General features: G+C 38.4%; 19 protein-coding genes and 2 pseudogenes. 11 read left to right on the forward strand and 10 right to left on the reverse strand.

The annotated features are described in order from the left end of the window. Positions 1–198: 198 nt before the first annotated feature. The 8 genes and pseudogenes from MBUR_RS11165 to MBUR_RS11200 all read left to right on the forward strand — a co-directional run bounded on the left by MBUR_RS11165 (position 199) and on the right by MBUR_RS11200 (position 12,970). Positions 199–1,140, forward strand: a complete 942-nt coding sequence (locus MBUR_RS11165) for an IS5-like element ISMbu1 family transposase (protein WP_011498312.1) — start codon at positions 199–201, stop codon at positions 1,138–1,140. 134 nt (positions 1,141–1,274) lie between these two features. Further along, positions 1,275–2,240, forward strand: a pseudogene (locus MBUR_RS11170) (IS5 family transposase); the annotation flags it as partial. A gap of 313 nt (positions 2,241–2,553) precedes the next feature. After that, complete coding sequence (locus MBUR_RS11175) at positions 2,554–5,751, forward strand: helicase-related protein (RefSeq protein ID WP_011500168.1); 3,198 nt, start codon at positions 2,554–2,556, stop codon at positions 5,749–5,751. Position 5,752: 1 nt separating this feature from the next. Continuing rightward, a complete protein-coding gene (locus tag MBUR_RS11180) occupies positions 5,753–9,067 on the forward strand; it encodes an Eco57I restriction-modification methylase domain-containing protein (protein ID WP_011500169.1) in 3,315 nt (1,104 codons plus the stop codon). Then, positions 9,064–9,723 (forward strand): endonuclease III, encoded by a 660-nt coding sequence (gene nth, locus MBUR_RS11185; protein ID WP_011500170.1) that lies wholly within the window; start codon positions 9,064–9,066, stop codon positions 9,721–9,723. The genes MBUR_RS11180 and nth overlap by 4 nt, the downstream gene beginning before the upstream one ends. 86 nt (positions 9,724–9,809) lie before the next feature. Continuing rightward, complete coding sequence (locus MBUR_RS11190) at positions 9,810–10,547, forward strand: hypothetical protein (protein WP_232221905.1); 738 nt, start codon at positions 9,810–9,812, stop codon at positions 10,545–10,547. A 139-nt stretch (positions 10,548–10,686) separates the two neighbouring features. Then, the gene (gene dinB, locus MBUR_RS11195; protein WP_011500172.1) at positions 10,687–11,781 is read left to right on the forward strand and encodes a DNA polymerase IV; all 1,095 of its coding nucleotides are present in this window, start codon (positions 10,687–10,689) and stop codon (positions 11,779–11,781) included. A 334-nt stretch (positions 11,782–12,115) separates the two neighbouring features. Further along, complete coding sequence (locus MBUR_RS11200; RefSeq protein WP_157196721.1) at positions 12,116–12,970, forward strand: hypothetical protein; 855 nt, start codon at positions 12,116–12,118, stop codon at positions 12,968–12,970. 118 nt (positions 12,971–13,088) lie between these two features. Here the strand turns inward: MBUR_RS11200 and MBUR_RS11205 are convergent, their stop codons facing one another. The 4 genes and pseudogenes from MBUR_RS11205 to MBUR_RS11220 all read right to left on the reverse strand — a co-directional run bounded on the left by MBUR_RS11205 (position 13,089) and on the right by MBUR_RS11220 (position 16,104). Further along, entirely contained in the window at positions 13,089–13,331 is a 243-nt protein-coding gene (locus MBUR_RS11205; protein WP_011500174.1) for a hypothetical protein, read from the reverse strand. 348 nt (positions 13,332–13,679) lie between these two features. Next, positions 13,680–13,847, reverse strand: coding sequence for a hypothetical protein (locus tag MBUR_RS13945; RefSeq protein WP_157196722.1), 168 nt, complete (start codon positions 13,845–13,847; stop codon positions 13,680–13,682). Positions 13,848–14,185: 338 nt separating this feature from the next. Then, positions 14,186–15,178, reverse strand: a pseudogene (locus MBUR_RS11215) (IS5 family transposase). Between the two features lie 395 nt (positions 15,179–15,573). Further along, a complete protein-coding gene (locus MBUR_RS11220; RefSeq protein ID WP_157196723.1) occupies positions 15,574–16,104 on the reverse strand; it encodes a DUF2971 domain-containing protein in 531 nt (176 codons plus the stop codon). Positions 16,105–16,135: 31 nt separating this feature from the next. Between MBUR_RS11220 and MBUR_RS11225 the strand changes: the two genes are divergently transcribed. Then, complete coding sequence (locus MBUR_RS11225) at positions 16,136–17,077, forward strand: IS5-like element ISMbu1 family transposase (RefSeq protein ID WP_011498312.1); 942 nt, start codon at positions 16,136–16,138, stop codon at positions 17,075–17,077. A 76-nt stretch (positions 17,078–17,153) separates the two neighbouring features. Here MBUR_RS11225 and MBUR_RS11230 read toward each other — a convergent pair whose 3' ends face one another. After that, positions 17,154–17,723: a hypothetical protein gene (locus MBUR_RS11230; protein WP_048063397.1), complete on the reverse strand. Its 570-nt coding sequence runs from the start codon at positions 17,721–17,723 to the stop codon at positions 17,154–17,156. Between the two features lie 282 nt (positions 17,724–18,005). Between MBUR_RS11230 and MBUR_RS11235 the strand changes: the two genes are divergently transcribed. Beyond that, on the forward strand, positions 18,006–19,478 hold the full coding sequence (locus MBUR_RS11235; RefSeq protein WP_011500176.1) for a HEAT repeat domain-containing protein: 1,473 nt from the start codon (positions 18,006–18,008) through the stop codon (positions 19,476–19,478). A gap of 22 nt (positions 19,479–19,500) precedes the next feature. Here the strand turns inward: MBUR_RS11235 and MBUR_RS11240 are convergent, their stop codons facing one another. After that, positions 19,501–19,782: a hypothetical protein gene (locus MBUR_RS11240; RefSeq protein WP_011500177.1), complete on the reverse strand. Its 282-nt coding sequence runs from the start codon at positions 19,780–19,782 to the stop codon at positions 19,501–19,503. After that, positions 19,749–23,369 carry a hydantoinase B/oxoprolinase family protein gene (locus tag MBUR_RS11245; RefSeq protein WP_011500178.1) on the reverse strand — a complete coding sequence of 1,207 codons (3,621 nt, stop codon included), beginning with the start codon at positions 23,367–23,369 and terminating at the stop codon, positions 19,749–19,751. The genes MBUR_RS11240 and MBUR_RS11245 overlap by 34 nt, the downstream gene beginning before the upstream one ends. Positions 23,370–23,424: 55 nt before the next feature. Between MBUR_RS11245 and MBUR_RS13145 the strand changes: the two genes are divergently transcribed. After that, positions 23,425–23,925 carry a phosphatase PAP2 family protein gene (locus MBUR_RS13145; RefSeq protein WP_011500179.1) on the forward strand — a complete coding sequence of 167 codons (501 nt, stop codon included), beginning with the start codon at positions 23,425–23,427 and terminating at the stop codon, positions 23,923–23,925. A gap of 40 nt (positions 23,926–23,965) precedes the next feature. On the opposite strand, the gene purF is transcribed toward MBUR_RS13145, so the two are convergent. From purF to MBUR_RS11260, 3 genes are all read right to left on the reverse strand, one after another. Beyond that, positions 23,966–25,354: an amidophosphoribosyltransferase gene (purF, locus tag MBUR_RS11255; RefSeq protein ID WP_011500180.1), complete on the reverse strand. Its 1,389-nt coding sequence runs from the start codon at positions 25,352–25,354 to the stop codon at positions 23,966–23,968. Positions 25,355–25,380: 26 nt separating this feature from the next. Next, positions 25,381–25,551: a 50S ribosomal protein L37e gene (locus MBUR_RS13580; RefSeq protein WP_011500181.1), complete on the reverse strand. Its 171-nt coding sequence runs from the start codon at positions 25,549–25,551 to the stop codon at positions 25,381–25,383. A 115-nt stretch (positions 25,552–25,666) separates the two neighbouring features. After that, entirely contained in the window at positions 25,667–25,885 is a 219-nt protein-coding gene (locus tag MBUR_RS11260) for an LSm family protein (protein WP_011500182.1), read from the reverse strand. Between the last annotated feature and the right edge of the window lie 159 nt (positions 25,886–26,044).

Below are 26,044 nucleotides of genomic sequence, written 5' to 3' on the forward strand. Positions count from 1 at the left end.
ATATTTATTTCAATGATGTTTTCTGTGGATATATTGAGGAGAATTCCGATAAACCCCTCAAACAGAAGCAATATTTATAACATATTACAATAATTTTGTATTATGTCCTTAACGAACTTTGCTTTTAAAGAAGAGAGAATTCCGATAAACCCCTCAAACAGAAGCAATATTTATAACCTATTACAATAATTTTGTATTATGTCCTTAACAAACTTTGCTTTTAAAGAAGAGTACAAACGTCTTGAAAATCTCGGTGACAAGCTCTCTGAAATTGAATCTCTCATCGATTGGAAACCATTTCGTCCAATTATAGCAGAGATGTATATCAATAAAACAGAGTTCGGTGGCAGACCAAACGTTGATGAAATCGTCATGCTCAAAATGTTAGTATTGCAACAATGGCATGGCCTATCTGACCCTGAACTTGAAAGACAAGCTACTGATAGAATTTCCTTTAGGAAATTCTTGGGCTTTCCTGCAAAAATTCCAGATCATACTACTGTTTGGGCATTTAGAGAACGAATTTCCCAGGCAGGAAAAGAAGATGAAATCTGGAATGAAATGCAAAGACAACTTAATAAGAAAGGTCTGAAGATCAAGCAAGGTATGATTCAGGATGCAACATTTATACATGCTGATCCAGGACATGCAAATCTTGATACTCCTCGTGGAAATGAAGCAAAGACCAGAAGATGTAAGGACGGTACATGGACAAAAAAGGCATCTAAGTCACATTTTGGATATAAACTACATACCATTGAAGATACCGAATATGATCTGATAAGGAGATATAGGACAACTACTGCCTCAGTTCATGATAGTCAGGTGGATCTTTCTGAAGAAGGCGAAGTTGTTTACAGAGATAGAGGTTACTTTGGTGCAATTTCAAAAGGATATGATGCAACTATGCAAAGGGGAGTACGAGGGCACCCTATTGGTATTAGGGATAAGATGAGAAACAAAAGAATAAGCAGGAAAAGAGCAAAGGGAGAAAGACCTTATGCTGTTATCAAAAATGTGTTTACGTCAGGATTTGTAAGAGTAACAACGTTGGCAAGAGTAAATGTCAAAATGGCGATTACAGCATTCAGCTATAATCTCTATCAATTGAGGACAATAAGAAGAAAATCATTAGGATGAATAGCGGTAGCTATTCAAAAAAGTTGGAAAGTATATAAATAGATACTAGCAAACTGCTGGAAATAGAGAGAAAAGCTCAAAATTTTAGCTGGAAATATTTGCTTTGAAAAAAATCAGCAGTTAATCGCAATTCTCAAGAGTACAAACGTCTTGAAAATCTTGGTGATAAGCTTTCTGAAATTGAATCTCTAATCGATTGGAAACCATTTCGTCCAATTATAGCAGAAATGTATGTCAACAAAACAGAGTTCGGTGGCAGACCAAACGTTGATGAAATCGTCATGCTCAAAATGTTAGTATTGCAACAATGGCATGGCCTATCTGACCCTGAACTTGAAAGACAAGCTACTGATAGAATTTCCTTTAGGAAATTCTTGGGTCATGTTAAATCAGAGATTTAACAGGAGTTGCAGATTATCAATCTGCAACAATTTCCTGCAAAAATTCCAGATCATACTACTGTTTGGGCATTTAGAGAACGAATTTCCCAGGCAGGAAAAGAAGATGAAATCTGGAATGAAATGCAAAGACAACTTAATAAGAAAGGTCTGAAGATCAAGCAAGGTATGATTCAGGATGCAACATTTATACATGCTGATCCAGGACATGCAAATCTTGATACTCCTCGTGGAAATGAAGCAAAGACCAGAAGATGTAAGGACGGTACATGGACAAAAAAGGCATCTAAGTCACATTTTGGATATAAACTACATACCATTGAAGATACCGAATATGATCTGATAAGGAGATATAGGACAACTACTGCCTCAGTTCATGATAGTCAGGTGGATCTTTCTGAAGAAGGCGAAGTTGTTTACAGAGATAGAGGTTACTTTGGTGCAATTTCAAAAGGATATGATGCAACTATGCAAAGGGGCGTGCGAGGTCATCCTATTGGTATTAGGGATAAGATGAGAAACAAAAGAATAAGCAGGAAAAGAGCAAAGGGAGAAAGACCTTATGCTGTTATCAAAAATGTGTTTACGTCAGGATTTGTAAGAGTAACAACGTTGGCAAGAGTAAATGTCAAAATGGCGATTACAGCATTCAGCTATAATCTCTATCAATTGAGGACAATAAGAAGAAAATCATTAGGATGAATAGCGGTAGCTATTCAAAAAAGTTGGAAAGTATATAAATAGATACTAGCAAACTGCTGGAAATAGAGAGAAAAGCTCAAAATTTTAGCTGGAAATATTTGCTTTGAAAAAAATCAGCAGTTAATCGCAATTCTCTGAGATTTTCAAATTCACTCACAAATCCTCCCCGTCTAGTTTGACGACATTTACCTCACATATAACTTATCTTTTAGTTTTGGAGATTTAATAATGGTATAGAACAAACCAAAAGAAGAATCTCCAAAAGTTATTATATAATCAAATTGATTTTCTTTAGATAGCAGGAGTATGAAAGATGTCTGACCTATCGATGAAAGTATTTGATAATAATGCTGGGTTGCTTGATAAATATAAAGAGGGTTCAGTTGTAGATATTTTTGAACATTATGCTGAAAAAGGTGTGCATCTCAAAGAACGAGTAGATTCTTTTTTTCGAATGGATATAGGAACAGGCTATCTTTTTTTTTCTGGCTTTAAAGAGACGCATGATGTTTTTAAAAGACTTATTGATAATAAGGTTCTAAAGACGATTACAGATGACGAGGAATGGGATAGTAAAGCACCAATACGAATTGTAATGGGGCGTGAGACAAGTAAATTTACAAAGGAAATTTTATTGTCTATTATTAAAGACGACATAAGTACTTATGATGATGAAACTGTTGAATTGCTTGAGTATCTTATTAAAAATAATCTTATTGAGTTCAGGGTGTTTCTTGATAGAAAATTCCATGTGAAGATTTTTAGTTTTTATTATCAAAGTAGTGTATTTCCAGATGATTTATGGGCAGGTTCTGCAAATTTCTCAAAAGGCGGGCTAACTGACAATATTGAACTCTGCATACCAATGAATGTCACTGGAGAGACGCGGGAATTGTTCAGAGAGTGGTTCGATGTACTTTGGAGAAAGGCAAATAAAGATTTGAATCTCCTTACTATCATCAAGGATGTAAAAGAGTCTAAGTATATTTATCTACATCCCATGAACTTTTTTACTAAACTTATTCACCTGCTGAACAAAAGATATCTGCTTGAGGATGAAGTTGAAGGCGATGAGAATATCCTCCTCGAATTCCAAAACCTGAGCTACTACATAGTAATGGAGCGCCTTCAGAAATACGGTGGTTATATTCTTGCAAATTCTGTGGGCCTTGGTAAATCCTATGTTGCCGGGCAGGCTATGAAAGCTTATCTTAAGCAAAATCCAGATAAAAAGTGTTTGCTTATCTATCCGCCTAGAATGAAAACGGAATGGAATAGCTATCTAGAAGAGTTTGGGATATCTGATAAGGTGGACATGATTTCGATGGGAATCCTTCAGAAACCATCATATGGGGAAGCAGACGAGGGGATTTTTGATCATAGGGCATATACAGATAAATATTCTTTAATCGTGGCTGATGAAGCACACCACTACAGAAATGAGAATAACAGAAGAAAAAATATTGTAAATCTTATTAAGAGCAATGGAAAAGCAGAGGTGCTTCTCCTAACTGCAACTCCGGTCAATTTGAGTTCGAAGGACCTTTTCAACCTAATCGATCTGTTCTATCAAGGTGAGAATGTTACACGTTTTGAAAGTCAGGGAATTCGGGAACTTTATGATACGACCAGCAGGGAACTCAAAGATTCTAAATATAAATTCAATAAGGATTTACTTGAAAAGATTAAGAGAATTGAAAAGGAACTAAACCTGAAGATAACGTGGCGCATTGTGCAGGATCATTTTAAAGAAGACCTATGGAAACTTTCAGGGGTGAAATCGAAATATGAAGAACCTGATATAAGAGAAGTATCATTTACTTATCCTGATGAATATAAAGAGAAAATATTTGATAACATAGTAACTTTTCTGAAGAATCTAAAATATGAGCCAGCCAAATTGTGGGATGGGCAGGGCTATAAAGATGATAAAAATCTGCAATTTTGGTACAAATGGCAGTTATATAAAAGACTTGAAAGCAGTCTTTATGCGTTCTACAAAAGCGTATATTACCTGAAAATTCGTTTTGCTCTTTATAGAGAATCTCTTGAGAAAGGTACATGGATAAATGGGGATAATCTGGATATCCTGCCTTTTGAACTTGGCAAACAAGAGTATCACGCTATTATTGATGAAACACGTCACCGTGTGATATTTGATTCGTTCCATGAACAGGACAGTTCGATCCAAGAACAGATTTTATTTAATCATTCCAATGATCTTGCATCAATAGATGAGATGCTTGATACGCTCAAAGAAGTTTTTGGTGAACTTGAAGAGATACCCTATAAGGATGATAACAAGATCCAGAACTTAAAAGATATACTTAAGAATAACCTGCGTGATGGAAAACCGACGATTGTATTTTCTCAGTACAAAGATACTATTGATTATCTTTACAAGTCATTGAATGGTGATATCGAAAAGATTGATTACATCCACGGTAGCAGTGACAAATCAAAGGATAAATTGATAGATCAATTCCAGAAAGGGGATGTCGATATTATTCTTACGACTGATATTCTTTCAGAGGGTGTGAATATACCAAGAGCAGTGTCAATCATTAATTTTGATTTACCTTATAATCCTGTGTTACTTGTGCAAAGAGCAGGGAGAGCGCTCAGAATCACAAATCCAAAGAAACTTTTGATATACAACTTTAAACCAGAGGCCGAAATTGATAAGGAGCTCGCACTTTATGATAAACTCGAAGTTCGTTTAAAGACAATTCTGGATATTGTTGGATTGGACTTTATTGTATGGCTGATGGATGAGAAGAACATTAAGGAGGTGCACGAAGAGGAGAAAAAGCAGTATCTTGAAAAGTTCGGCGAGTACAAGGAGAGGCTCGCTACAACAGATCCAGATAAATTGTTCTCTGCAACTCTACCGGATGAGTCAAAACTGGATAAGGTGCTGAGAAAAGCAATCCTTAGATATCATATTACAGAGGATGTTCTTGAAGTTATAAATCCTGAAATTAAAAAGCCCATATACACTGTGCTAAATGATGAAGATGACCTGTTCCTGATAGGAAAAACGGGTAGCAGGATTAAGACGATTAATGAGATCAGGGAATCCCTTAAATATGTGCCTGAAGATGCGCGCAGGTTGGCTTCTGCTGATTACTCGAAAATCGAGTCCCAAATAACAAGTGCAAATGCAGAGATTGAAAAAGAGAGGACCTCCAGTAGTTTGATAGGGAGGAAATCAAAAAAACTTCTGAATAATATAAAAGAAGCAAAAGTGAAACTTGAATCTCAGGATATGTGCGATTGCTTGGATAGGGTGCGGGAACTTGTCGAGAAACAGGCACTTTTGCCGGATGAATCTGGCAAGGTTGAGAAAGTGGTTGAGCACATAATCTCGCATCCGTCTATATTTAAAGAGAGCGTTGATGATTCTATTAGAAATACAGAGGACTGGGATGATTTTACTGAGATTTCCCGAAAGTCTTTATCTGTTGCTGGGATTGAACTTAAAGCATTTATAAAATACACTGGTGGCTAAAATGACAGAATATGATCTGGATTTCCTGAAGGAAAAAGGGTTTTTAGAAACTTCAATTAACATGGAGGATAAGTACGATACAGCAGAAGGAACTGTAAAGTTTGTTTCTTATCTTTTTGATTCTAAGAATCGACTGGCTTATTTTGTTGATTTTAATGTGGAAGACATTGCTTCTATTCTCAAGGTTTTAAGAGAAAAACGCAATTTTGATTATTACTGGTTCTGGAAGGAAGGCAGAATTTACACATTCCGCACATTTGGAGAAAATAAGCAGTTTATTTTTAATACCCAGCATAGCAGGAAAACTGAATACATAAAGAGCAAGAAGGATAAGCTCTCCAAGTTTTCCTCTGATAATCCAACTGCACTTTTTGATGTGAAAGATGTCATTTTACGATTCTACCGCAACTTGTGGAATTTAAGGTTGAAGCTTGCAAAGGCAGTAAACAATGAATTGGATGATCGAGACAAGATTCTTGCTGCCCAGAGGCTTCTGGATAGGTTGATATTTACATACTTCATTGCAGAGAAAGGGATTATATATGGTATAGATAAGCGAGGCAACCGGCAGGAACTCAGTGCCAGAAATCTCTTTAGGTATCTGATAGAGGTTTCTGGAGACTTTCACAGCCTTTTAAATGTGTTATTTTTTGATTATCTTAACGATTCTAAGAAAAACGATATGCCAATTCAAGGTGCTGAGGGTTACTCTCTGTTTATTCCGTACTTAAACGGTGGTTTGTTCAGGGAGCGGCAAATTACAACCCCTACTGGTGAATCCATTGGAGAGTCTGAACTTGAAATTGAAGGTTTTGAATGGAACGATCTCATCGATGCACTTAATGAGTACAACTGGATCATTGACGGATACACGGATACTGAAGCTGAGGATACAATCGGCAACCTGACGCCTGAGATACTTGGTCATATCTACGAAAAGTTTGTTATCTCAGTGAGTGAACTTGACGATGTTGATGTTGATGACCTGAAAAAAACAAAGGAAGGCGAGCTTAAGAAGGGTAACAAGAAGATCGGAGCATATTATACTCCAGAAGCAATTACTAAGTACATTGCTGAGAACACGATTTTCCCATTTGCGATGGATAAACTCGAACTTGATAAAAAATACGAGAATTTTGCTGATTTCCATGAAGCCCACAATAATGATGCAGATACATTAAATCGGTTTAATGAAGCATTGAAGCATATCAAGGTCTTGGACCCTGCTGTTGGCAGCGGTGCGTTCCCGATGGCTGCTGCGGACATACTGTTCGACTGGAGGCGCAAGTGTAGGGAAAAACTGGATGATTACCACCTGCGCCGTGAGATTATCATAAACAACTTGCATGGCGTGGATATCATGGAAGGTGCTGTGGAGATTTGTATGCTGAGGTTGTGGTTGTGGTTGATTGCCTCGGTGGATACCAAGAAAGAGATTGAGGCACTGCCGAATATTGAATTTAATGTTTTTGAGGGAAATTCGCTGATTGGGTATGTGGATGAAAAAGAGGTTGTAGATCTTAAGCCTAAAAATAAACCAAAAGCGCGCTGGGATACTCTAACCCACAAACAATTTACTATAGATAATTGGGGAGAAGAGGGGATTTTTTATTTATTCCAACAGCGCAACGATAAAATCAGGGAGTACAGGAATGCAAGCGGAGAACGGGCTGAGCGCTTGAGGTCTGAAATCAAGCAGATGACAGATGAATTCAATAGACTGTTAGATGGTAAGCTGTTGAAGGAGTTACAGAATAAGGGGATTGATATTGATGAGGATAAACTGAAGGAGCTCAAACCGTTCCACTGGGTGATGCAGTTTTCGAATGTTTTTGAGAAAGGTGGGTTTGATGTGGTTATTGGGAATCCGCCATATGTAAATGCTTGGGAAATGGAAGAGGGGAGCAAGTTAATACGTACTATTTTACCAAAATTATTTAACGACAAATGCCCACTTAAATCACATTGGGATTTATATATTCCTTTTATCATTCAAGCATTAGAAATCAATAGTAAGCAAGGGTATTTTTCATATATTTTGCCAAATCCCATTTGTAGGGAAAAGTATGGGATTGAGGTTCGTAAATATATCTTAGAGAACACAAACATTAAAAACATTTTAACATCCGGGGTGCGAAATGTTTTCGAAGGCGTTTCACGTCAAAGCATTGTGTTGATTATAAAAAATAGCAAGCCTAAAAAGGTAGATAATATTATTTCTATAAATTACATCGATGAAGATAATAACATTTCAATTCTTAATTCCACTAAACAATCAGACTGGAACAATCTTTTTCAGTGTCAGTTTAGATATGAAATGGATTCTACATCATTTGATATCATCTCGCACATTGATAAATTAAAGGTTCGGCTTGGGAATATCTATTATGTAAATTACGGTGCACAAATATCCAGCAAAGAAAAAGGAAAATTTGGAAAGCAATATCTTTTGGAAAAAGATCCAAAAGAAAATCCGAAGAAATTTATTGAAGGAAAAGATTTATCCAGATATTCAATAAGTGATCGAGGACTCTATTTAGATTACTTGCCAAAAATGATGTATGGTCCAAGGGTTCCTGAATTTTTTGAATCTCCTAAATTAATAACACGGCATGTATCCGGTAAAAATGATTCATTAATTTTCACCATTGATAAAATGGGATATTATAGCGATCATGGATTAATCATGTCCACAGATTATGAAAATTTAAATAGTAAAAACCGAACATCTTTTTCGGATTATACAGTTGATTCTAAACACAATTACCAGATTGAATTGCTTTTAGGAATCTTAAATTCCAAATTAATGTCTTTTTTTTACGCAAACGTTTATGCAACTGGGAGTCTTCAGGGTTCATATTCGCATGTTTATCCTCAGCATGTACGAAATTTTCCAATATCTACCAAAGTTAAATTAAGTTATTCAGATTCAATTGTTAAGATTGTTTACTATTTACTCTTTAATCCGCCAAACAAGAATGCTATTATATCAAATTATTTTGATCAATATATTCTTGACTCTCTCGTTTATTCTCTCTATTTCTCCTCTAATTTTACCACCGTTGGCATCCCCACAGACCTCGTAGATAAAATTGCCTCCTACCTCGAACCAATAAACTACGACCGTTGGGCGCAACTCGAATTCAAAGATAAACTGACCGGGGTGGAAATGAAGGAAAAGCAGGCGTTAGAAGAGAGGAACATGACAGTTATCGAAAGGGTGTACCAGCGTCTCAAGAATGATAAAGAGATTCAGGGGTGCATCCGACAGATCAAGTCGCATCCTTGGGTGAAGGTGGTGGAAGGGGAAGCATGAACAAAGATTCTCCGGCGATAGCGATGGACAATACTGCAAACTTTGATCGTATATGGTCTATCCTGAAAAAAGAATATCCTGACCCTCAACCTGAGCTGGATTACAGCAATGAGTTCGAGCTTTTGATAGCTACTATCCTTTCAGCACAGTGTACCGATGTGCAGGTCAATAAAGTGACAAATGAGCTGTTCAGGAAATACACGAATGTGGAGGCTCTTGCAGCGGCTGATCTGGACGTGCTTGAAAAAGAGATATATTCCACCGGTTTTTACCGTGCTAAATCGAAGAACATCAAAAGGACATCTCAACTGATACTTTCTGATTTCAATGGCAAGGTGCCTGACACAATGGAAGAACTTACAACCTTTCCGGGAGTTGCCCGAAAGACGGCCAATATCGTTCTTGCAAGGGGATTCGGCAAGGTGGAAGGCATTGCAGTGGATACGCATGTGAAAAGGGTTTCTGGAAAGTTGGGGCTTACTGAGAACACTGACCCGAAGAAGATAGAACAGGACCTTATGAAGCTTGCAGAACAAAAGGACTGGGAAGATCTGTCAATGACACTCATACTTCATGGACGCAGGGTATGTGATGCAAAAAAACCTCAGTGTATCGTTTGTCTGCTTTCGAAGCTATGCCCTTCGAGTCTGGTTTGAATGAATATGTTTCATATGTAAATTATCTGTAAATTATTTATAAATTATCTGTAAGTTGAAAATGGATCTGTGGTAATAAAATGAATATGCGTTCAAAATATGTGATATTTGGTTCTGCTCTTGTGCTGGTATCGGCTGTCATCCACCTGATCCACTATCTGATCTTCCATGACATGCATCACATTTCTATCTATCTTATTGGGAGGATTGCCTTCGTTCCCATAGAGGTACTGCTGGCTTCTTTGATAATCCATCATTTTCTTGAACGTATCGAGAACAAGCATAAGATGGAAAAGCTCAACATGATAATTGGAAGTTTTTTCAGTGAGGTCGGTAATGATCTTCTGGCTGTCATCTCTGATGCTGATCCCCACCTTGACCATGTAAGGGAAAAATTCGTGATAAAGGATGTATGGTCAGAAAAGGAGTTTGCTGATTTTGAGGTCTTTCTCAAAGGCTACATCTATAAAGTTGATATGAATAAGATAGATCTGGTTCCTTTTGCTTCATCTATTATCAGTAAAAGAAATTACCTTGTGTCCCTGCTCCAGAATCCTGTGATGTTCGAGCATGAATCCTTTACTGAACTTCTTAGGGCTGTTTTCCATCTGACCGAAGAGCTGGAATATCGCGGAGATCTTTCATCTCTTCCCAATTCTGACAGGCTCCATCTTTCAGGGGATGTCAAAAGGGTATACAGTTTGCTTTCCCGCGATTGGTTGAAATATATGCAATATCAGAAAGCCAATTATCCCTATTTGTTCTCCCTTGCAATGAGGACCAATCCGTTCGATAAGGATGCAAGTGTGGTAGTAACAGAGTGATCGTCAGGGACCTCAACAAGCATTTCTCTGTTAATGCTTGTTCCTTTCCTACTTTTTAAGAGTGGAGTTCGTAGCTTTTTCCACTTTCATTCCACATACCAAATCCTTTAAACTGCCTTTACACATACTAGTTCTTACAATGTCCCGCATTATCCTCCATGTAGATATGGATTATTTCTACGCTGCCATCGAAGAGCGTGAGGACCCTTCCCTTAAGGGAAAAGCGGTCGTTGTCTGTATGTATTCCAATCGTGGCGAGGAAGGAGGTGCTGTCAGTACCTGCAACTATGTTGCAAGGGATGCAGGTATTCACTCCGCCATGCCCTGTCGTCTTGCAAAGGCTGTCAAACCGGATGCTGTTTTTTTGCCAGTGAGAAAAACCTTCTATTCTGAGGTTTCGGAAAGGATAATGGAGATCATCAGGTCCTATGCTGATAATGACGGGGAACTTTTTGAGAAGCTAGGCATCGATGAAGCTTTCCTTGAAGTGACGGCCACCTCTAGGGGAGATATTGATAAGGCACAACAGATCGCACAGAGCATCAAGGATGATGTAAAGGAGCTGGAGGGTCTTACCTGTTCGGTGGGCATAGGTCCTAACAAGATAATCGCCAAGATGGCATCATCCCGTCAGAAGCCGGACGGTATCACTGTTATCAGGGAGGATGAGGTGGATGGTTTCCTCAGGAAGATGCCTGTGGCAAAATTATGGGGTATCGGAAAGGTCACAGAGGAAAAACTTGCCAATATGGGTATCGATATCGTGGAAGACCTTGCCGGCCACGATGTTCAGGAACTGATCTCCGCTTTCGGGAAGACGCGGGGTACGTGGCTCAAGATGGCTGCATCAGGCATCGATGACGACCCTGTGAAGGAGAAGACAAGTTCTGACCAGATCGGCAGGATGGCCTCTCTTACCCATGATACCCGCAAAAGCGATCTGGTGCTCTCCCTGCTTGATGAGCTTCTGGATGATGTGTTCAGTAAGGTCACTGCAAGAAATGTTTCATTCAGATCGATCACTGTAACAGTCATATATTCTAATTTCAAGACCGTTACCAAAAGCCATACGCTCAATCATCCAATGGCTGAAAAGGCAGTGCTCAGGGAAGTTTCCTATCAGATAATGGGGGAATTGCTGGATAGCAGTACTGTCAATATACGCCGCATTGGTGTGCGTGTGGGGAACCTGCATGAGAACAAGGGTCAGAAAACGCTGGCTGAGTTCTTTTGATATTAGGATGCGAAGGTTCGGATTTCTCCCCTCGCATAGCAAGTCGGGGATATAGGTAAGAAGAAAAAACGGAACTCTTATTCAAAATTTATTATGTATTGTTGAATTGAAAATCCACAAAATGGGACTAAATAACTTATTCACAAATTACATTCTTTAGAAAATAGTAAAGTAAAAAAGATTAAATCAAATTTTGGAAATAATTCTCAAAAGGTTTAAGGCATATCAAATCTTATTTACTTTGCATAATTTTATAAAGAAAAATACAAGGGTGTTGCTAAGTGTGAACAAAATGTTCAGATGTACAATATGTATTGTTCTAGTGATATTTTGCATGGGATGTATAGAAAACGAACAAGAAGTAAGTGTGGAAGATATCACCAGTGAAGAAGATATACTTTTTATAAATAATAATTATAAAGAACTTGACGAAGCCGGAGATATGGCATCATATATATGCCAAATGGAAGTAATGGATTATTATAGTCAGCCTAATGTAGCTTATGTGTTTGATGAAGAAGTCTTTTATATGAATGAAAGTGAAAGGGCTAAAGTAGAGTACACAGAAGCAATTATCCACTTTAATAGAACACCAATTCATTTTATTGATTTGAATAAAATCGAAGAGTTTGGTGAACTGAATTATAGCAGGTCTCATCTAAATTCAATTGTATCCTCTGCATTTACACCGATGTATGGTGTTGATGGTGAACAACTTAATTGTATCATATATTCCAGAAACATCCTTTTAAATCATTGTATGTCAAAGGAACATGAAGACAGGTTAAGAGGAGCCTTTAAAATAATAGACACGTGGGCTAAATTCAGAGATAGTATGATACAGGCTAATGTTCCAATGAACCGTTCTGATGCAAACAGAACGTTTGTACTTGATAATGTTGAAGACATGAATGTAATAATGGATTTAAATTGGAAACAAGCTGATCTTGAACAGTATTTTGATTTCTTAGATACATCTGGTTTCAATTCATCAAATGATTTGTTAATGTTTGCTCGCCAGTTTAGAATTGCAAAAAAATGTATTGATGATAAAGCATCCAATAGTGAACGGAATAAAATATATGAAGCAAGAGAGTATGTAATTGCTAATTTCCCGCTATACAGTGATGCTGGCATTCAAAAATCTGATATTAAAGTTTATTTTTATCGGTGTGATAACAAATCATAAATATTTTCTTAAGCACTTTCCAGTGCTGAGTCTTTTATTGTTTCCAACCAATTTTGAGCATGGAACTCTAGCTTTAAAATTTATACCCACATCCCTAACCTATCCCTCACATGAGCATTTAGAGTGAATGGCTTATTAACCTCCTCACCGCTGGAGTATTCAAATTCAAATCTCCATTTTCCTTTATCCTCTGCTTAATCCCCTGAAACCTGCTCTTTGAAATCCCTAATGCTCCAGCCTGCTTTTGTGAAATATTGAGAATATTTTCCATGATATCTAGCTTATTAATAAACTCTTGAGCCTTCTTCAAATCCAATTCCTGCTCATCAATATTGTTGGCTTCTTTCCCAATGTAAACCACAGAATCAGCATAAATATGCTTTCTTTCAAGAACTCCAACCTCACTAGTGAAAGAAAGGAATATGAAATATATACTTCAAAAATGATATGCCACTCTGTACTCTGAATAAAATTATTGATGAGTGTTTTACAATGAAATCTTCGAACTGAAAACTCTTTGTGTTGGCTATAATTTCCCTTTTAATATTGGCAGGATATCAATAATTAGTTTAGTGCAATCTTAATATGATAAGCAATATAAATTCCTAGCATGATTACTGCTATAATTTTAAAAAACACTGTTATATTTTGAAGTTTCATTATGATCAAGTCCTTTATTTTTTCCCTTCTCTATGAAGGTCTCTTCTTCTTAATTAACTTTTACGGAGACAGTATTCAAAGTAAACGGCTTGTCACTTTTAACATTCTGTTTCATGTGGTGTAATGTACCTTTAGAGAATCCCATTTTCTTCCATTCTTTGTAACCGATAGCAAGAATCTTCTTCCTCTGAAAATCAGTATCATTCCTTTCTACCAAAACCGCCGCCACCGGCAGTTTCTGGTGCATGTGGACTTGCATGAAAACATATGTCCAAAAATTCTGACAAATTTCTTTTGATATTCGATACAAAGGTTTGTATTTCTTCCTCTTACTACCAAGTCGAATATGCATGTAAAAACAAAAACCAAACTTCCTATATTTATTTTGAAAAATGTTACTTTTTTAAAATTTATAATCTAGAGAATTGCGATTAACTGCTGATTTTTTTCAAAGCAAATTTTTCCAGCTAAAATTTTGAGCTTTTCTCTCTATTTCCAGCAGTTTGCTAGTATCTATTTATATACTTTCCAACTTTTTTGAATAGCTACCGCTATTCATCCTAATGATTTTCTTCTTATTGTCCTCAATTGATAGAGATTATAGCTGAATGCTGTAATCGCCATTTTGACATTTACTCTTGCCAACGTTGTTACTCTTACAAATCCTGACGTAAACACATTTTTGATAACAGCATAAGGTCTTTCTCCCTTTGCTCTTTTCCTGCTTATTCTTTTGTTTCTCATCTTATCCCTAATACCAATAGGATGACCTCGCACGCCCCTTTGCATAGTTGCATCATATCCTTTTGAAATTGCACCAAAGTAACCTCTATCTCTGTAAACAACTTCGCCTTCTTCAGAAAGATCCACCTGACTATCATGAACTGAGGCAGTAGTTGTCCTATATCTCCTTATCAGATCATATTCGGTATCTTCAATGGTATGTAGTTTATATCCAAAATGTGACTTAGATGCCTTTTTTGTCCATGTACCGTCCTTACATCTTCTGGTCTTTGCTTCATTTCCACGAGGAGTATCAAGATTTGCATGTCCTGGATCAGCATGTATAAATGTTGCATCCTGAATCATACCTTGTTTGATCCTCAAACCTTTCTTATCAAGTTGTCTTTGCATTTCATTCCAGATTTCATCTTCTTTTCCTGATTGAGCAATTCGTTCTCTAAATGCCCAAACAGTAGTATGATCTGGAATTTTTGCAGGAAATTGTTGCAGATTGATAATCTGCAACTCCTGTTAAATCTCTGATTTAACATGACCCAAGAATTTCCTAAAGGAAATTCTGTCAGTAGCTTGTCTTTCAAGTTCAGGGTCAGATAGTCCATGCCATTGTTGCAATACTAACATTTTGAGCATGACGATTTCATCAACGTTTGGTCTGCCACCGAACTCTGTTTTATTGATATACATCTCTGCTATAATTGGACGAAATGGTTTCCAATCGATGAGAGATTCAATTTCAGAGAGCTTGTCACCGAGATTTTCAAGACGTTTGTACTCTTCTTTAAAAGCAAAGTTTGTTAAGGACATAATACAAAATTATTGTAATATATTATAAATATTGCGTCTGTTTCCGAGGTTTATCGGAATTCTCTATAGAGTGGTATATCATTTTTGAAGTATATATTTCATATTCTTTTCTTTCACTGGTGAGATTGGAGTTCTTGAAAGAAAGCATATTTATGCTGATTCTGTGGTTTACATTGGGAAGGAAGCTAACAATATTAATGAACAGGAATTGGATGTGAAGAATGCTCAGAGTTTGTTGATGAGAATTTAGTCTATGATTTCATTCTGAAGCTTATACCTGAAAAAGCAAGAGAGATTGGAATCAAGCATAGGAGTGCTTAGCTTATCTGAAGAAAAAAGCAAAGGAAGATGATTTGAATGGCGAATCCAAAAAGTTATTGATGAGATTATTATATTTATTCTAAAGACTCTAAATATGCATCAAAATCATTAATTTTTTCAATTTGTATTTTGTACTTTCCTTGAACCTCTTTAGCTTCATAAAAATGTACATCGATTCCTTCTTTTAGATAATTTTCATTAATGACGTTATGAATTTGTTCAACAGTCTTTCGGTTTATTTTCAAACCAAAAATAATTCCTTCTAAATCATTTTTTTCATATTTTGTAATTCCATCATCAAATTCATCCTCAAAAATTAACATTCGGAATTCTTTTTCGTATTCCCACTCAGTGTATTTAGTTAACAAAAATATGGTAAGATTTTGATTACCAAACATGTTTATTGCTGGTGGAAGGTTGTCTTCATAGTTTATATCAAAAAACGGGCTTGAAACTAATTTAGCAGATGATTTTAGATGTAAATAATGTCCATCTTTTGCTTTTTTAGATCTGAAACAAATACAAATACCTTTATGGTTATCGGCATAATGACTCCACATTAAGATATTATTGAGAATTCCGATAAACCCCTCAAACAGAAGCAATATTTATAACCTATTACAATAATTTTGTATTATGTCCTTAACAAACTTTGCTTTTAAAGAAGAGTACAAACGTCTTGAAAATCTCGGTGACAAGCTCTCTGAAATTGAATCTCTCATCGATTGGAAACCATTTCGTCCAATTATAGCAGAGATGTATATCAATAAAACAGAGTTCGGTGGCAGACCAAACGTTGATGAAATCGTCATGCTCAAAATGTTAGTATTGCAACAATGGCATGGCCTATCTGACCCTGAACTTGAAAGACAAGCTACTGATAGAATTTCCTTTAGGAAATTCTTGGGCTTTCCTGCAAAAATTCCAGATCATACTACTGTTTGGGCATTTAGAGAACGAATTTCCCAGGCAGGAAAAGAAGATGAAATCTGGAATGAAATGCAAAGACAACTTAATAAGAAAGGTCTGAAGATCAAGCAAGGTATGATTCAGGATGCAACATTTATACATGCTGATCCAGGACATGCAAATCTTGATACTCCTCGTGGAAATGAAGCAAAGACCAGAAGATGTAAGGACGGTACATGGACAAAAAAGGCATCTAAGTCACATTTTGGATATAAACTACATACCATTGAAGATACCGAATATGATCTGATAAGGAGATATAGGACAACTACTGCCTCAGTTCATGATAGTCAGGTGGATCTTTCTGAAGAAGGCGAAGTTGTTTACAGAGATAGAGGTTACTTTGGTGCAATTTCAAAAGGATATGATGCAACTATGCAAAGGGGAGTACGAGGGCACCCTATTGGTATTAGGGATAAGATGAGAAACAAAAGAATAAGCAGGAAAAGAGCAAAGGGAGAAAGACCTTATGCTGTTATCAAAAATGTGTTTACGTCAGGATTTGTAAGAGTAACAACGTTGGCAAGAGTAAATGTCAAAATGGCGATTACAGCATTCAGCTATAATCTCTATCAATTGAGGACAATAAGAAGAAAATCATTAGGATGAATAGCGGTAGCTATTCAAAAAAGTTGGAAAGTATATAAATAGATACTAGCAAACTGCTGGAAATAGAGAGAAAAGCTCAAAATTTTAGCTGGAAATATTTGCTTTGAAAAAAATCAGCAGTTAATCGCAATTCTCTATTATTTGTTTCACTAAAACAGCAAACTCTTGGCAAATGTTTCTTATTTATGCCGCCGTGAAGAACAGTTTTATGTTTGGAATGATAGACTTCATTCATTGGATCAAATGTAAATAAATCACCATCTTTTTCAATATAGGGAGATTTAATTTCATTTGACTTATTAGGACGAAAACCTTTCCTTATTAACAAATTATCCCAATCTTCTATTTTGCCTTGATAAACAAGGTTAACTTTACAGTCAAATGGATCATTAAATTTGGTAGAATCACTAAAATATAGTTGGTTTTTGGTTAAGTTATCAATAGTATGATTCTCATCATCAGCTTTAAATTTTAGATATTTATAGAATAATTTCTCGGTCTCCATTTGAATCGCTAAACAATAACATTTTTTTGGATATAATTCTTTTGAAAAAAATCTTTTAGATTTAAGGCACACAAAGTTGTTAGCAAGAGATCTATAGTGTGATTTGATCAAAAGTAAATGTTCAACTTTTGTAGATATCACAATAGTCTACAAAAAAAGGCAGTTTCTCTTAGATGTTTGAACAACAGTTATGCAAGGAATTCACACAAGACCGTACAAAAAATTCACGTTACCTATATCCCCGCATAGAAAGTTGGGGATATAGGTAACGTCAAAAAACGGAACTCTTACTTTTAATTTGATCTGTTTAATGATGGATATTTCAATATGAAAATCTAGAATATACATTTTTGAGGAAAATAATACTTTAATTCTGTGTCTGTTATAAATTTTAATATCTAATAAGTAATATATGAATTTAACATGGATTCAATTGATGAAATTATAGACCCTGATATACAATCTTTAGTAAATAATAAAGACCTTAAAGGAATACTCAATGCATTAAGTCATAGTAACGCTGAAATTAGATTCCAAGCAGAAGAAACTTTTGATGAAGTCGCAAATTTTAATGAACTTGAAACTTTTATCGAAGCTTTGAAAAGTGATGATGAGAACATAAGACGATTCGTTTCGAGAGTGCTTGGTGGATGTGATGACTTGAGGGCTGTAGAACCTCTTATTCAATCTTTGAATGATGAAGATGAATGCGTGGTAGATTATGCAGCAGAGTCTCTTGGGAATTTACAAGACAAAAGAGCAGTTGATCCACTTATAAAAGTGCTATCTCATAAATACTGGGCAGCCCGCAGCTCAGCAGCATTGTCCCTTGGATGTATCGGCGATTCAAGAGCAATCGACCCACTAGTACAAACTTTAAATGATAAATATCATGAGGTAAGATATTATGCAGAAGAGGCACTTGAAAAATTTGATGATGACAGAGCAACAGAGGAATTAAATAAATATCATGAAAGTCAAATTCCGAAACATCTTAAAAATGTTGTAAACGCATTCCGAACATTCGAGAAATCAAAATCAATTGACCCCCTTATAGAATATTTGAATGATGAAAACGATGAAGTTAGGGAATATGCTTCTAAATGTTTTTATGAATTAAATGATAAAAAATCAGTAGATGCTCTTATTCAATCACTCAATGATCCATCTAAAATTGTTCAGCGAAATGCTGCATGCTCGCTTGGGAAGATAGATACTCCAGAAGCATTAGAAGGCTTAGTTCAAAACTTAAAAAGTGAAAAAGTAGAAGTCCGAAAAAATGCTGTGGGGGGAATGGGTGAGTCTGAAAGTAAATTAGCAACTAAAATGATTTTCCAAACATTGAATGACGAAGACGAAAGAGTTCGTTTATCTGCAGCAAACGCTCTCTATTTTTCGGATCGTTTATACGATCAACAAAACATTGACTCTGTTATAGAAGCTCTGGCAAATAAAGACGTTAATGTTCGAAAATATGCAACCATGGGTCTTATTGAAATTGCTGATGAGATGGCAATAAAACCACTTATTTATGTTTTAGATGATGAAGATATTCGTATTCGGAATTATGCAGCTCAAGCACTAGGAAACATTGGAGAAGATAGTATAGAACCCTTGGTTCAAATTTTGGATGACAAAAACACTTTCGGTAAAAAGAGACTTTTAAGAGCAACTGTAAATGCCTTGGGTTTCATCGAAAATTCAAAAGTCGTGGATTCGCTCATTAAAGCTCTTTCAATTAAAGACATGTTTGTTAAAGAATCTGCTTGTCTCGCACTAGGAGAAATGGGTGATCCGAAATCCATTGAACCACTTAAAGCATGTCTGAATGATAAGCACAAAAAAGTGCAGGATGCTGCAAAGAGATCATTAAAAAATTTAGCGAAAATCAAATAAGCTATTTAGATTGGAGATGTTGTCAAACATTATAATTTACATTCCCAACTCTCCAATCTCTCCCGAACATGAGCATTGAGAGTAAACGGCTTACACTCTTTGCTTTCTGCTTCATGTAATGCAAAGTACCTTTAGAGAAACCCATCTTCTTCCATTTAGCATAAGGTATGTCAATGATCATCTTCCTCAGTAAATCAGTATCATCCCTTTCATCCACATAAACAGGTTTACTAAACTCAATCGTTTTTCTCTTCCCTGCAAGCTGATGGCTTAATTCCCATGCTTTTCCCGAATCCGCCGCCACCGGGAGTTTCTATAACGAACACATCCCCTTCTTTCATGTCCACTTCGGCGGTTGGTTCCAGCTACTGTGTCCTTCCTTCCATCCTTCCTGATCACCATATTCTTACCGCATTCCGCTTCGGAACCGCCATTTGAACCAAAAGGAGGATATTTTCGGTGCGAGGATATTATTGCTGCTTTCATTTCCTCAAGGAATCGCACTTTTCGGACAACACCATTTCCTCCGCAGTATTCTCCTTCCCCTCCGCTTTCCTTCCTTATGGAGTATTCTTCAAGGAGCACCGGGAAACGCAATTCGAGGACTTCGGGATCTGTCATCCTGGAGTTTGTCATATGGGTCTGTACGGCATCGGTACCATTGAATCCGTCTCCTGCACCTGAACCGCCACAGATGGTCTCATAATACTGGATTTCCTGGTTTCCAAAGGTGAAGTTGTTCATGGTTCCCTGTGATGCTGCTATGATCCCCAGTGCTCCATAAAGGGTATCCACGATATACTGCGAGGTTTCCACATTTCCTGCTGCAACTGCTGCGGGGTGGGACGGGTTCAGTAAACATCCTTCCGGTATTATTATATTGAGAGGTTTCAGACATCCTGCATTCAATGGGATATTGTCCTTTACAAGCGTGCGGAAAACATAGAGTACGGCAGCCTTACATACTGATGCAGGGGCATTGAAATTATTCTCCTGTTGCGGTGACGTTCCTGTAAGGTCGATGGTTGCTGAACGCTCATTCTTATCGATCTTTATATTTACGTGGATATGGCTGTCATCATCAAGTTTGTAAGTGAATTCTCCGTCATGCAGGACCTCTATGACCTTCCTTACAGCTTCTTCGGCGTTATCCTGCACATGCTGCATATATGCCTCAACTGTTGGCAGCGAATATTTCTCCACCATCTGCTCGAGTTGCTGTATGCCTTTTTCATTCGCAGCGACCTGTGCCCTGAGGTCTGCTATGTTCTGATGATGATTGCGTACGGGATGTTCACCACTATTCAGGAGTTCGGTAACTTCCGTTTCCCTGAAATATCCCCTGTCCATGAGTTTGATATCATCTATCAATATCCCCTCTTCGAAGATGGACCTGCTCTTAGGTGGCATCGACCCCGGGCTGATCCCTCCGATATCGGCATGGTGACCTCTTGATGCAACATAGAACTGCACTTCATCGCAGCCGCAGAATACCGGGGATACAACAGTGATGTCAGGAAGGTGTGTGCCGCCTGCATATGGGGAGTTCAGCATATATGCATCCTTTTTATTCATTCTCCCTTTTCTGTTCCTGATCACTGCTTTGATGGATTCTTCCATCGATCCCAGGTGTACCGGTATGTGAGGGGCGTTAGCGATGAGATTACCTTCATGGTCGAAGATCGCACAGGAAAAATCAAGCCTCTCTTTGATATTGACCGAATATGCGGTGTTCTGAAGGCTATATCCCATTTGCTGCGCAATTGACATGAAGCGGTTGCTGAACACTTCGAGCATGATCGGATCGACCTCTGTGCCGAGGGCAACATGCTCCTCTGGAGGCGCTGTACGTGTGAGTACAATATTGGCAAGAGCAGTTATGTCTGCTTTCCACATTGGTTCCACAATTATCGTAGTATTATCTTCAATTATAAGGGCTGGTCCTGTTACTGAATGTTCATTATCTAGACAGCAGCGTTCGTAAACATTTGCGGTCTGGTATCTCCCGCCGGTGTACATCTGTACTGTTCCGCATGGTCCTGACCCATTCTCGGAAGTTTTCATCTCGTTCCTTTCCACATGGACCTCATTTGCTCCGATCATCTCCACGGATGCTGCTGAAACCACAAGTTCCTTTTCCATTACAAAACCAAAACGCTTCCTGTGGGCCTCATAAAATCTTATGCTTATGTCCTTCGTGCTGCCGAACTCGATCTCCATGGGAGTGTCCGTGCCGCTGTATCGCACATGCACTTTCCTTTTGGCGATGAGCCTGTCAGGTGAGACACCCTGCTCCTGCATTGACTGATATCCTTCAGTTTCCATTTCAATGAAGAGTTCTCGCATTTGTTCGGTGGTGTCGGCATTCAGGTCCTTTTCCACGGACCTTTCAAGTATCATTCTCTGGTCTGCCAGCCCCATGCCATATGCTGAAAGGACTCCTGCATACGGGTGGATGAAGATCTTGCTCATTCCCAGTGAATCAGCAACAAGGCCGGCATGTTGTGCACCAGCTCCTCCAAAACAACAGAGTGTATAGCTTTTCAGATCGTATCCTCTCTGTGTTGATATCTTCTTGATGGCATTTCCCATGTTCTCGACAGCGACCGTCAAAAATCCCTCTGCTACTTCTTCGGGGGATATGCTCTTGCCCGACCCTTCCGAGACCTTCGATGCTATTTCCTCAAACTTTGCGTGAACGGTTCCTGTATCGAGGGGCAATGTGCCTGACTCGCCGAAAACCTGTGGGAAATATTCCGGGATTACTTTTGACAGCATCACATTACAATCAGTGACCGTCAATGGTCCACCTTTCCTGTAACACGCAGGTCCGGGTTCGGATCCTGCAGAATCGGGTCCTACCTGGAATCTTTCATTTTCATAGTGCAGTATAGACCCGCCACCTGCGGCGACCGTGTGGATGTGCATCATCGGGGAATATAAGTGTATTCCGTCGATCTCGTTCTCAAATGAGCGCTCATATTCTCCGTTATAGTGTGCTACGTCCGTGGAAGTCCCACCCATATCGAAACTTATGATCTCCTTGAATCCGGCAACTTCTGATACAGTTGCTGCCCCCACGATACCTCCGGCAGGACCTGACAGGATACTATTCTTACCTTTGAAAGAGGTAGCCTGTGTCAGCCCTCCGTTGGATTGCATGAACAAAAGGCTGGTGTCATCTCCATTGGATCGCAATGCTGAATGTATCCTGTCAACATAGCGCTTTAATACAGGCGAAAGGTACCCGTCCACCATGGTCGTTTCCCCGCGTCCTATCATTTTGATGAGGGTGCTGATCTTATGGGACAGGGAAATATGTGTAAATCCTATCTCCTTTGCAATCCTTTCAATGGCAATTTCATGCTCCGGATAACGATAAGAGTGCATAAGAGCTACTGCAAGGGAATATATTCCGGAATCATGAAGTTCTTTAAGGTTTCTCCTTAATTTGTCTTCATTAAGGGGTATCAGCTCTTCACCCCTGGAGCTGTAGCGCTCTTCAGCTTCTATCACAGTTTTATAAAGGACTTCGGGGAGCTTGATGTCAAGTGCAAATATGTCCGGTCGGTTCTGATATCCTATTCTTAGGGCATCTCTGAACCCCTTGGTAACCACAAGTGCAAATTTCTCGCCTTTTCTTTCAAGAAGTGCATTTGTGCCCACTGTTGTTCCCATCTTTATGCATTCAATTTCCCTTGTTGGCAATTGCTCATCTGCCCCGAGGTCAAGCATCTGGCGTATCCCTTCAATTACTGCATCTTCATAATGTTCCGGGTTTTCCGAAAGTAGTTTATGGGTGACGATAGTTCCATCGGGGGATCTGCCAATAACGTCTGTAAATGTTCCTCCCCTATCTATCCAGAATTGCCATCTGTTCTTTTCGAACATGTTAAACCTCGATATCTTGCAAAATTGTTTATCTATACAGCTCTTACAATTATTTATGTTGTTCTCATCCCTGGATGTTCAGATACTGCATATCCTGAACTCTTATGCCGGTTTTGACCCCATTGTGGTATTTTTGTCAGTGGCAGGGGATGATATATTGTGGATATTGATAGCTGCTATTCTGTTCTTATCGACCTCAAAGGAGAAAGTTCTCTATTATTGTTCGATGATGCTTTTCCTGGTGGGGGCGGTCGCATTGATCAAATCACAGTTAATGGTACCCCGTCCCGAAGATGTTCGATTTGTTGTGGAATCCTCGGGCTATTCAATGCCAAGTGCACATTCGACAGCTGCCTTTGCAACAGCGATGTTCTTGCATCATGTGGCAATAAAATATGGTATTCTTATTTGGTCAGGTGCAATTGCAATGGCTTTAAGTCGTGTGTTTGCAGGTGTGCATTACCCTTCTGACGTGATGGCAGGAGTTGTGCTCGGTATAATGATAGGCTACTTATGGTTACAAATTGAAGCCTATTTCCAAAAAAAGAGTATGTGAATTAATTGATTTTGCTCTCTGATATTTCAGATCTGAGCTGTTAGCGAGAACACTTTTCGCCAACTATCTTTATCGGATATCGTTCTGTAAGACATCCCAGGCAAAGTTCGTCCCTGTGAATTCCTATTGATTTAATAAGACCTTCTATACTGAGGTATCCGAGTGAATCTGCTGTGATAGCATTTTTCACGTCAACAAGAGGCTTTTTAGCGGCAATGAGCTCTTCCCTTGAAGCCATATCGATGCCCATATAGCACGGTGCGATAATGGCAGGGCTTCCTATCCTTGCATGTACCTCTTTTGCACCTGCGTTACGTACCATCTCGATTATGCGTCTGGACGTTGTACCGCGAACGATACTGTCATCGAGGATGATGACCTTTCTATCCCTGAGGTTCTCAGAGATTGTGTTCATCTTAAGACGAACTGCTGTTTCCCGCATTTCCTGTCCCGGGAGGATAAAAGTGCGTCCTATATAACGGTTCTTCATCAATCCTTCCCGATAATTGATGCCTGACTCATCAGAATAACCTATTGCAGAGGTGATGCCTGAGTCTGGTACAGGGGAAACGATATCCGCATCTACTGGGTGTTCCTTTGCAAGTTCTCTGCCTATCTGCTCACGAACCTTGTAAACAAGCTGACCATCAATGATGGAATCCGGTCTTGCAAAATATATGTACTCAAAAACACAATGAGCACAGTTCTTTTCCGTTAGCATCTGATGGCCTTCAAAACCATTTTCCGTTATCTCCACAACTTCGCCGGCTTTAACATCCCTTGTCAATTTACCGTTGAGTGTGTCGATGGCAACGCTTTCCGATGCAACTACATATCCGCCGTCGATCTCTCCTACGCATAGTGGCTTGAATCCCAGTGGATCCCTCACAGCGAAAAGTCGATCGTCTATCATAATGGCGAGTGAATATGAACCTTTGAGCATTGACATGACTTCCTTGATGGATTCAAGAGGGTCGTGTATTAGCAATGCTTTGACAAGAAGGTGAGCTATGACCTCTGTGTCAGAACTAGTTATAAAAATGCGTCCTTCGGATTCCAGCTCATCCCGAAGTTCCTGTCCGTTCACAAGATTTCCATTATGCGCAATTGCAAGATTTCCATTCTTGTAGTTTACCATTAAAGGCTGACAGTTGACTATGTTAGAATCTCCGGTGGTCGAATATCGAACATGTCCGACACCGAGCCTACCTTCAAGCTTCAACAGTTCATCCTTGGAATATACTTCCGGGACAAGACCCATACCCTTGATGGACTTGAGTTTATCACCGTTCTTTACCGTAATTCCTGTGGATTCCTGTCCCCTATGCTGCAATGCATAGAGTGCATAATATATTTGGAGTGAAGCGGGTTTTGCCTTCGTATCAGCTTTGTGCATTAATACGCCGACAACACCACATTCTTCTTTCATTTATGCTCCAAATGAGAAAACTCGATTTAGAATTTGCACTTTCTTTGCCACTGGTAGCTTCTCATACGTGATGTTCTTCCGAATCCGCATGATGTGCATTGTTTTGTATGGATATTGAGTGAAACGCTTCCACAGCGCCTGCATTTTGCATGTGTGCGTTTCTGCCTCTTACCCATTGATGGAGTACCTTTTGACATCTTTTAATCACCCTTTTGTATTATATAATATGTATTTTGCAGCCTATCACTACTGCTGATAAATTGTAATAACAATGACGTGGATTTCTCCTGACGCATCTATTGTTCATATAGGTTACGGAGACACGTAGACTACGTTATCCCCTCTGATAACAACTCCACCTATCTTGCGAACGATCTCTCCGTCCTTTAATTCTTCTGCTTCGTCCAGAACAAGGTTCATGTGGACATCATATCCCTGAAGTACGCCTCTAAATTCTCTTGCGCCCTTCAATCTTACAATCACTGATGTGTTCAATGCATCATTCAATATATCCAGAGGTCTGTTTCCCATATCTATTGCCCCAATTGTGGTAATGAAAATATAATTTATAGTTCCTTATGTTGTATTTGAACTTGATAAGCGTTTAGTTCTTAACTTGAAGCTCCAATGTTGTAAATACAATATATAAACCTATCGAAATACGCAATATCATTTCAAACCTATTATAGT

Origin of the sequence: Methanococcoides burtonii DSM 6242 (assembly GCF_000013725.1) — an archaeon.
Classification (GTDB): Archaea; Halobacteriota; Methanosarcinia; order Methanosarcinales; family Methanosarcinaceae; genus Methanococcoides; species Methanococcoides burtonii.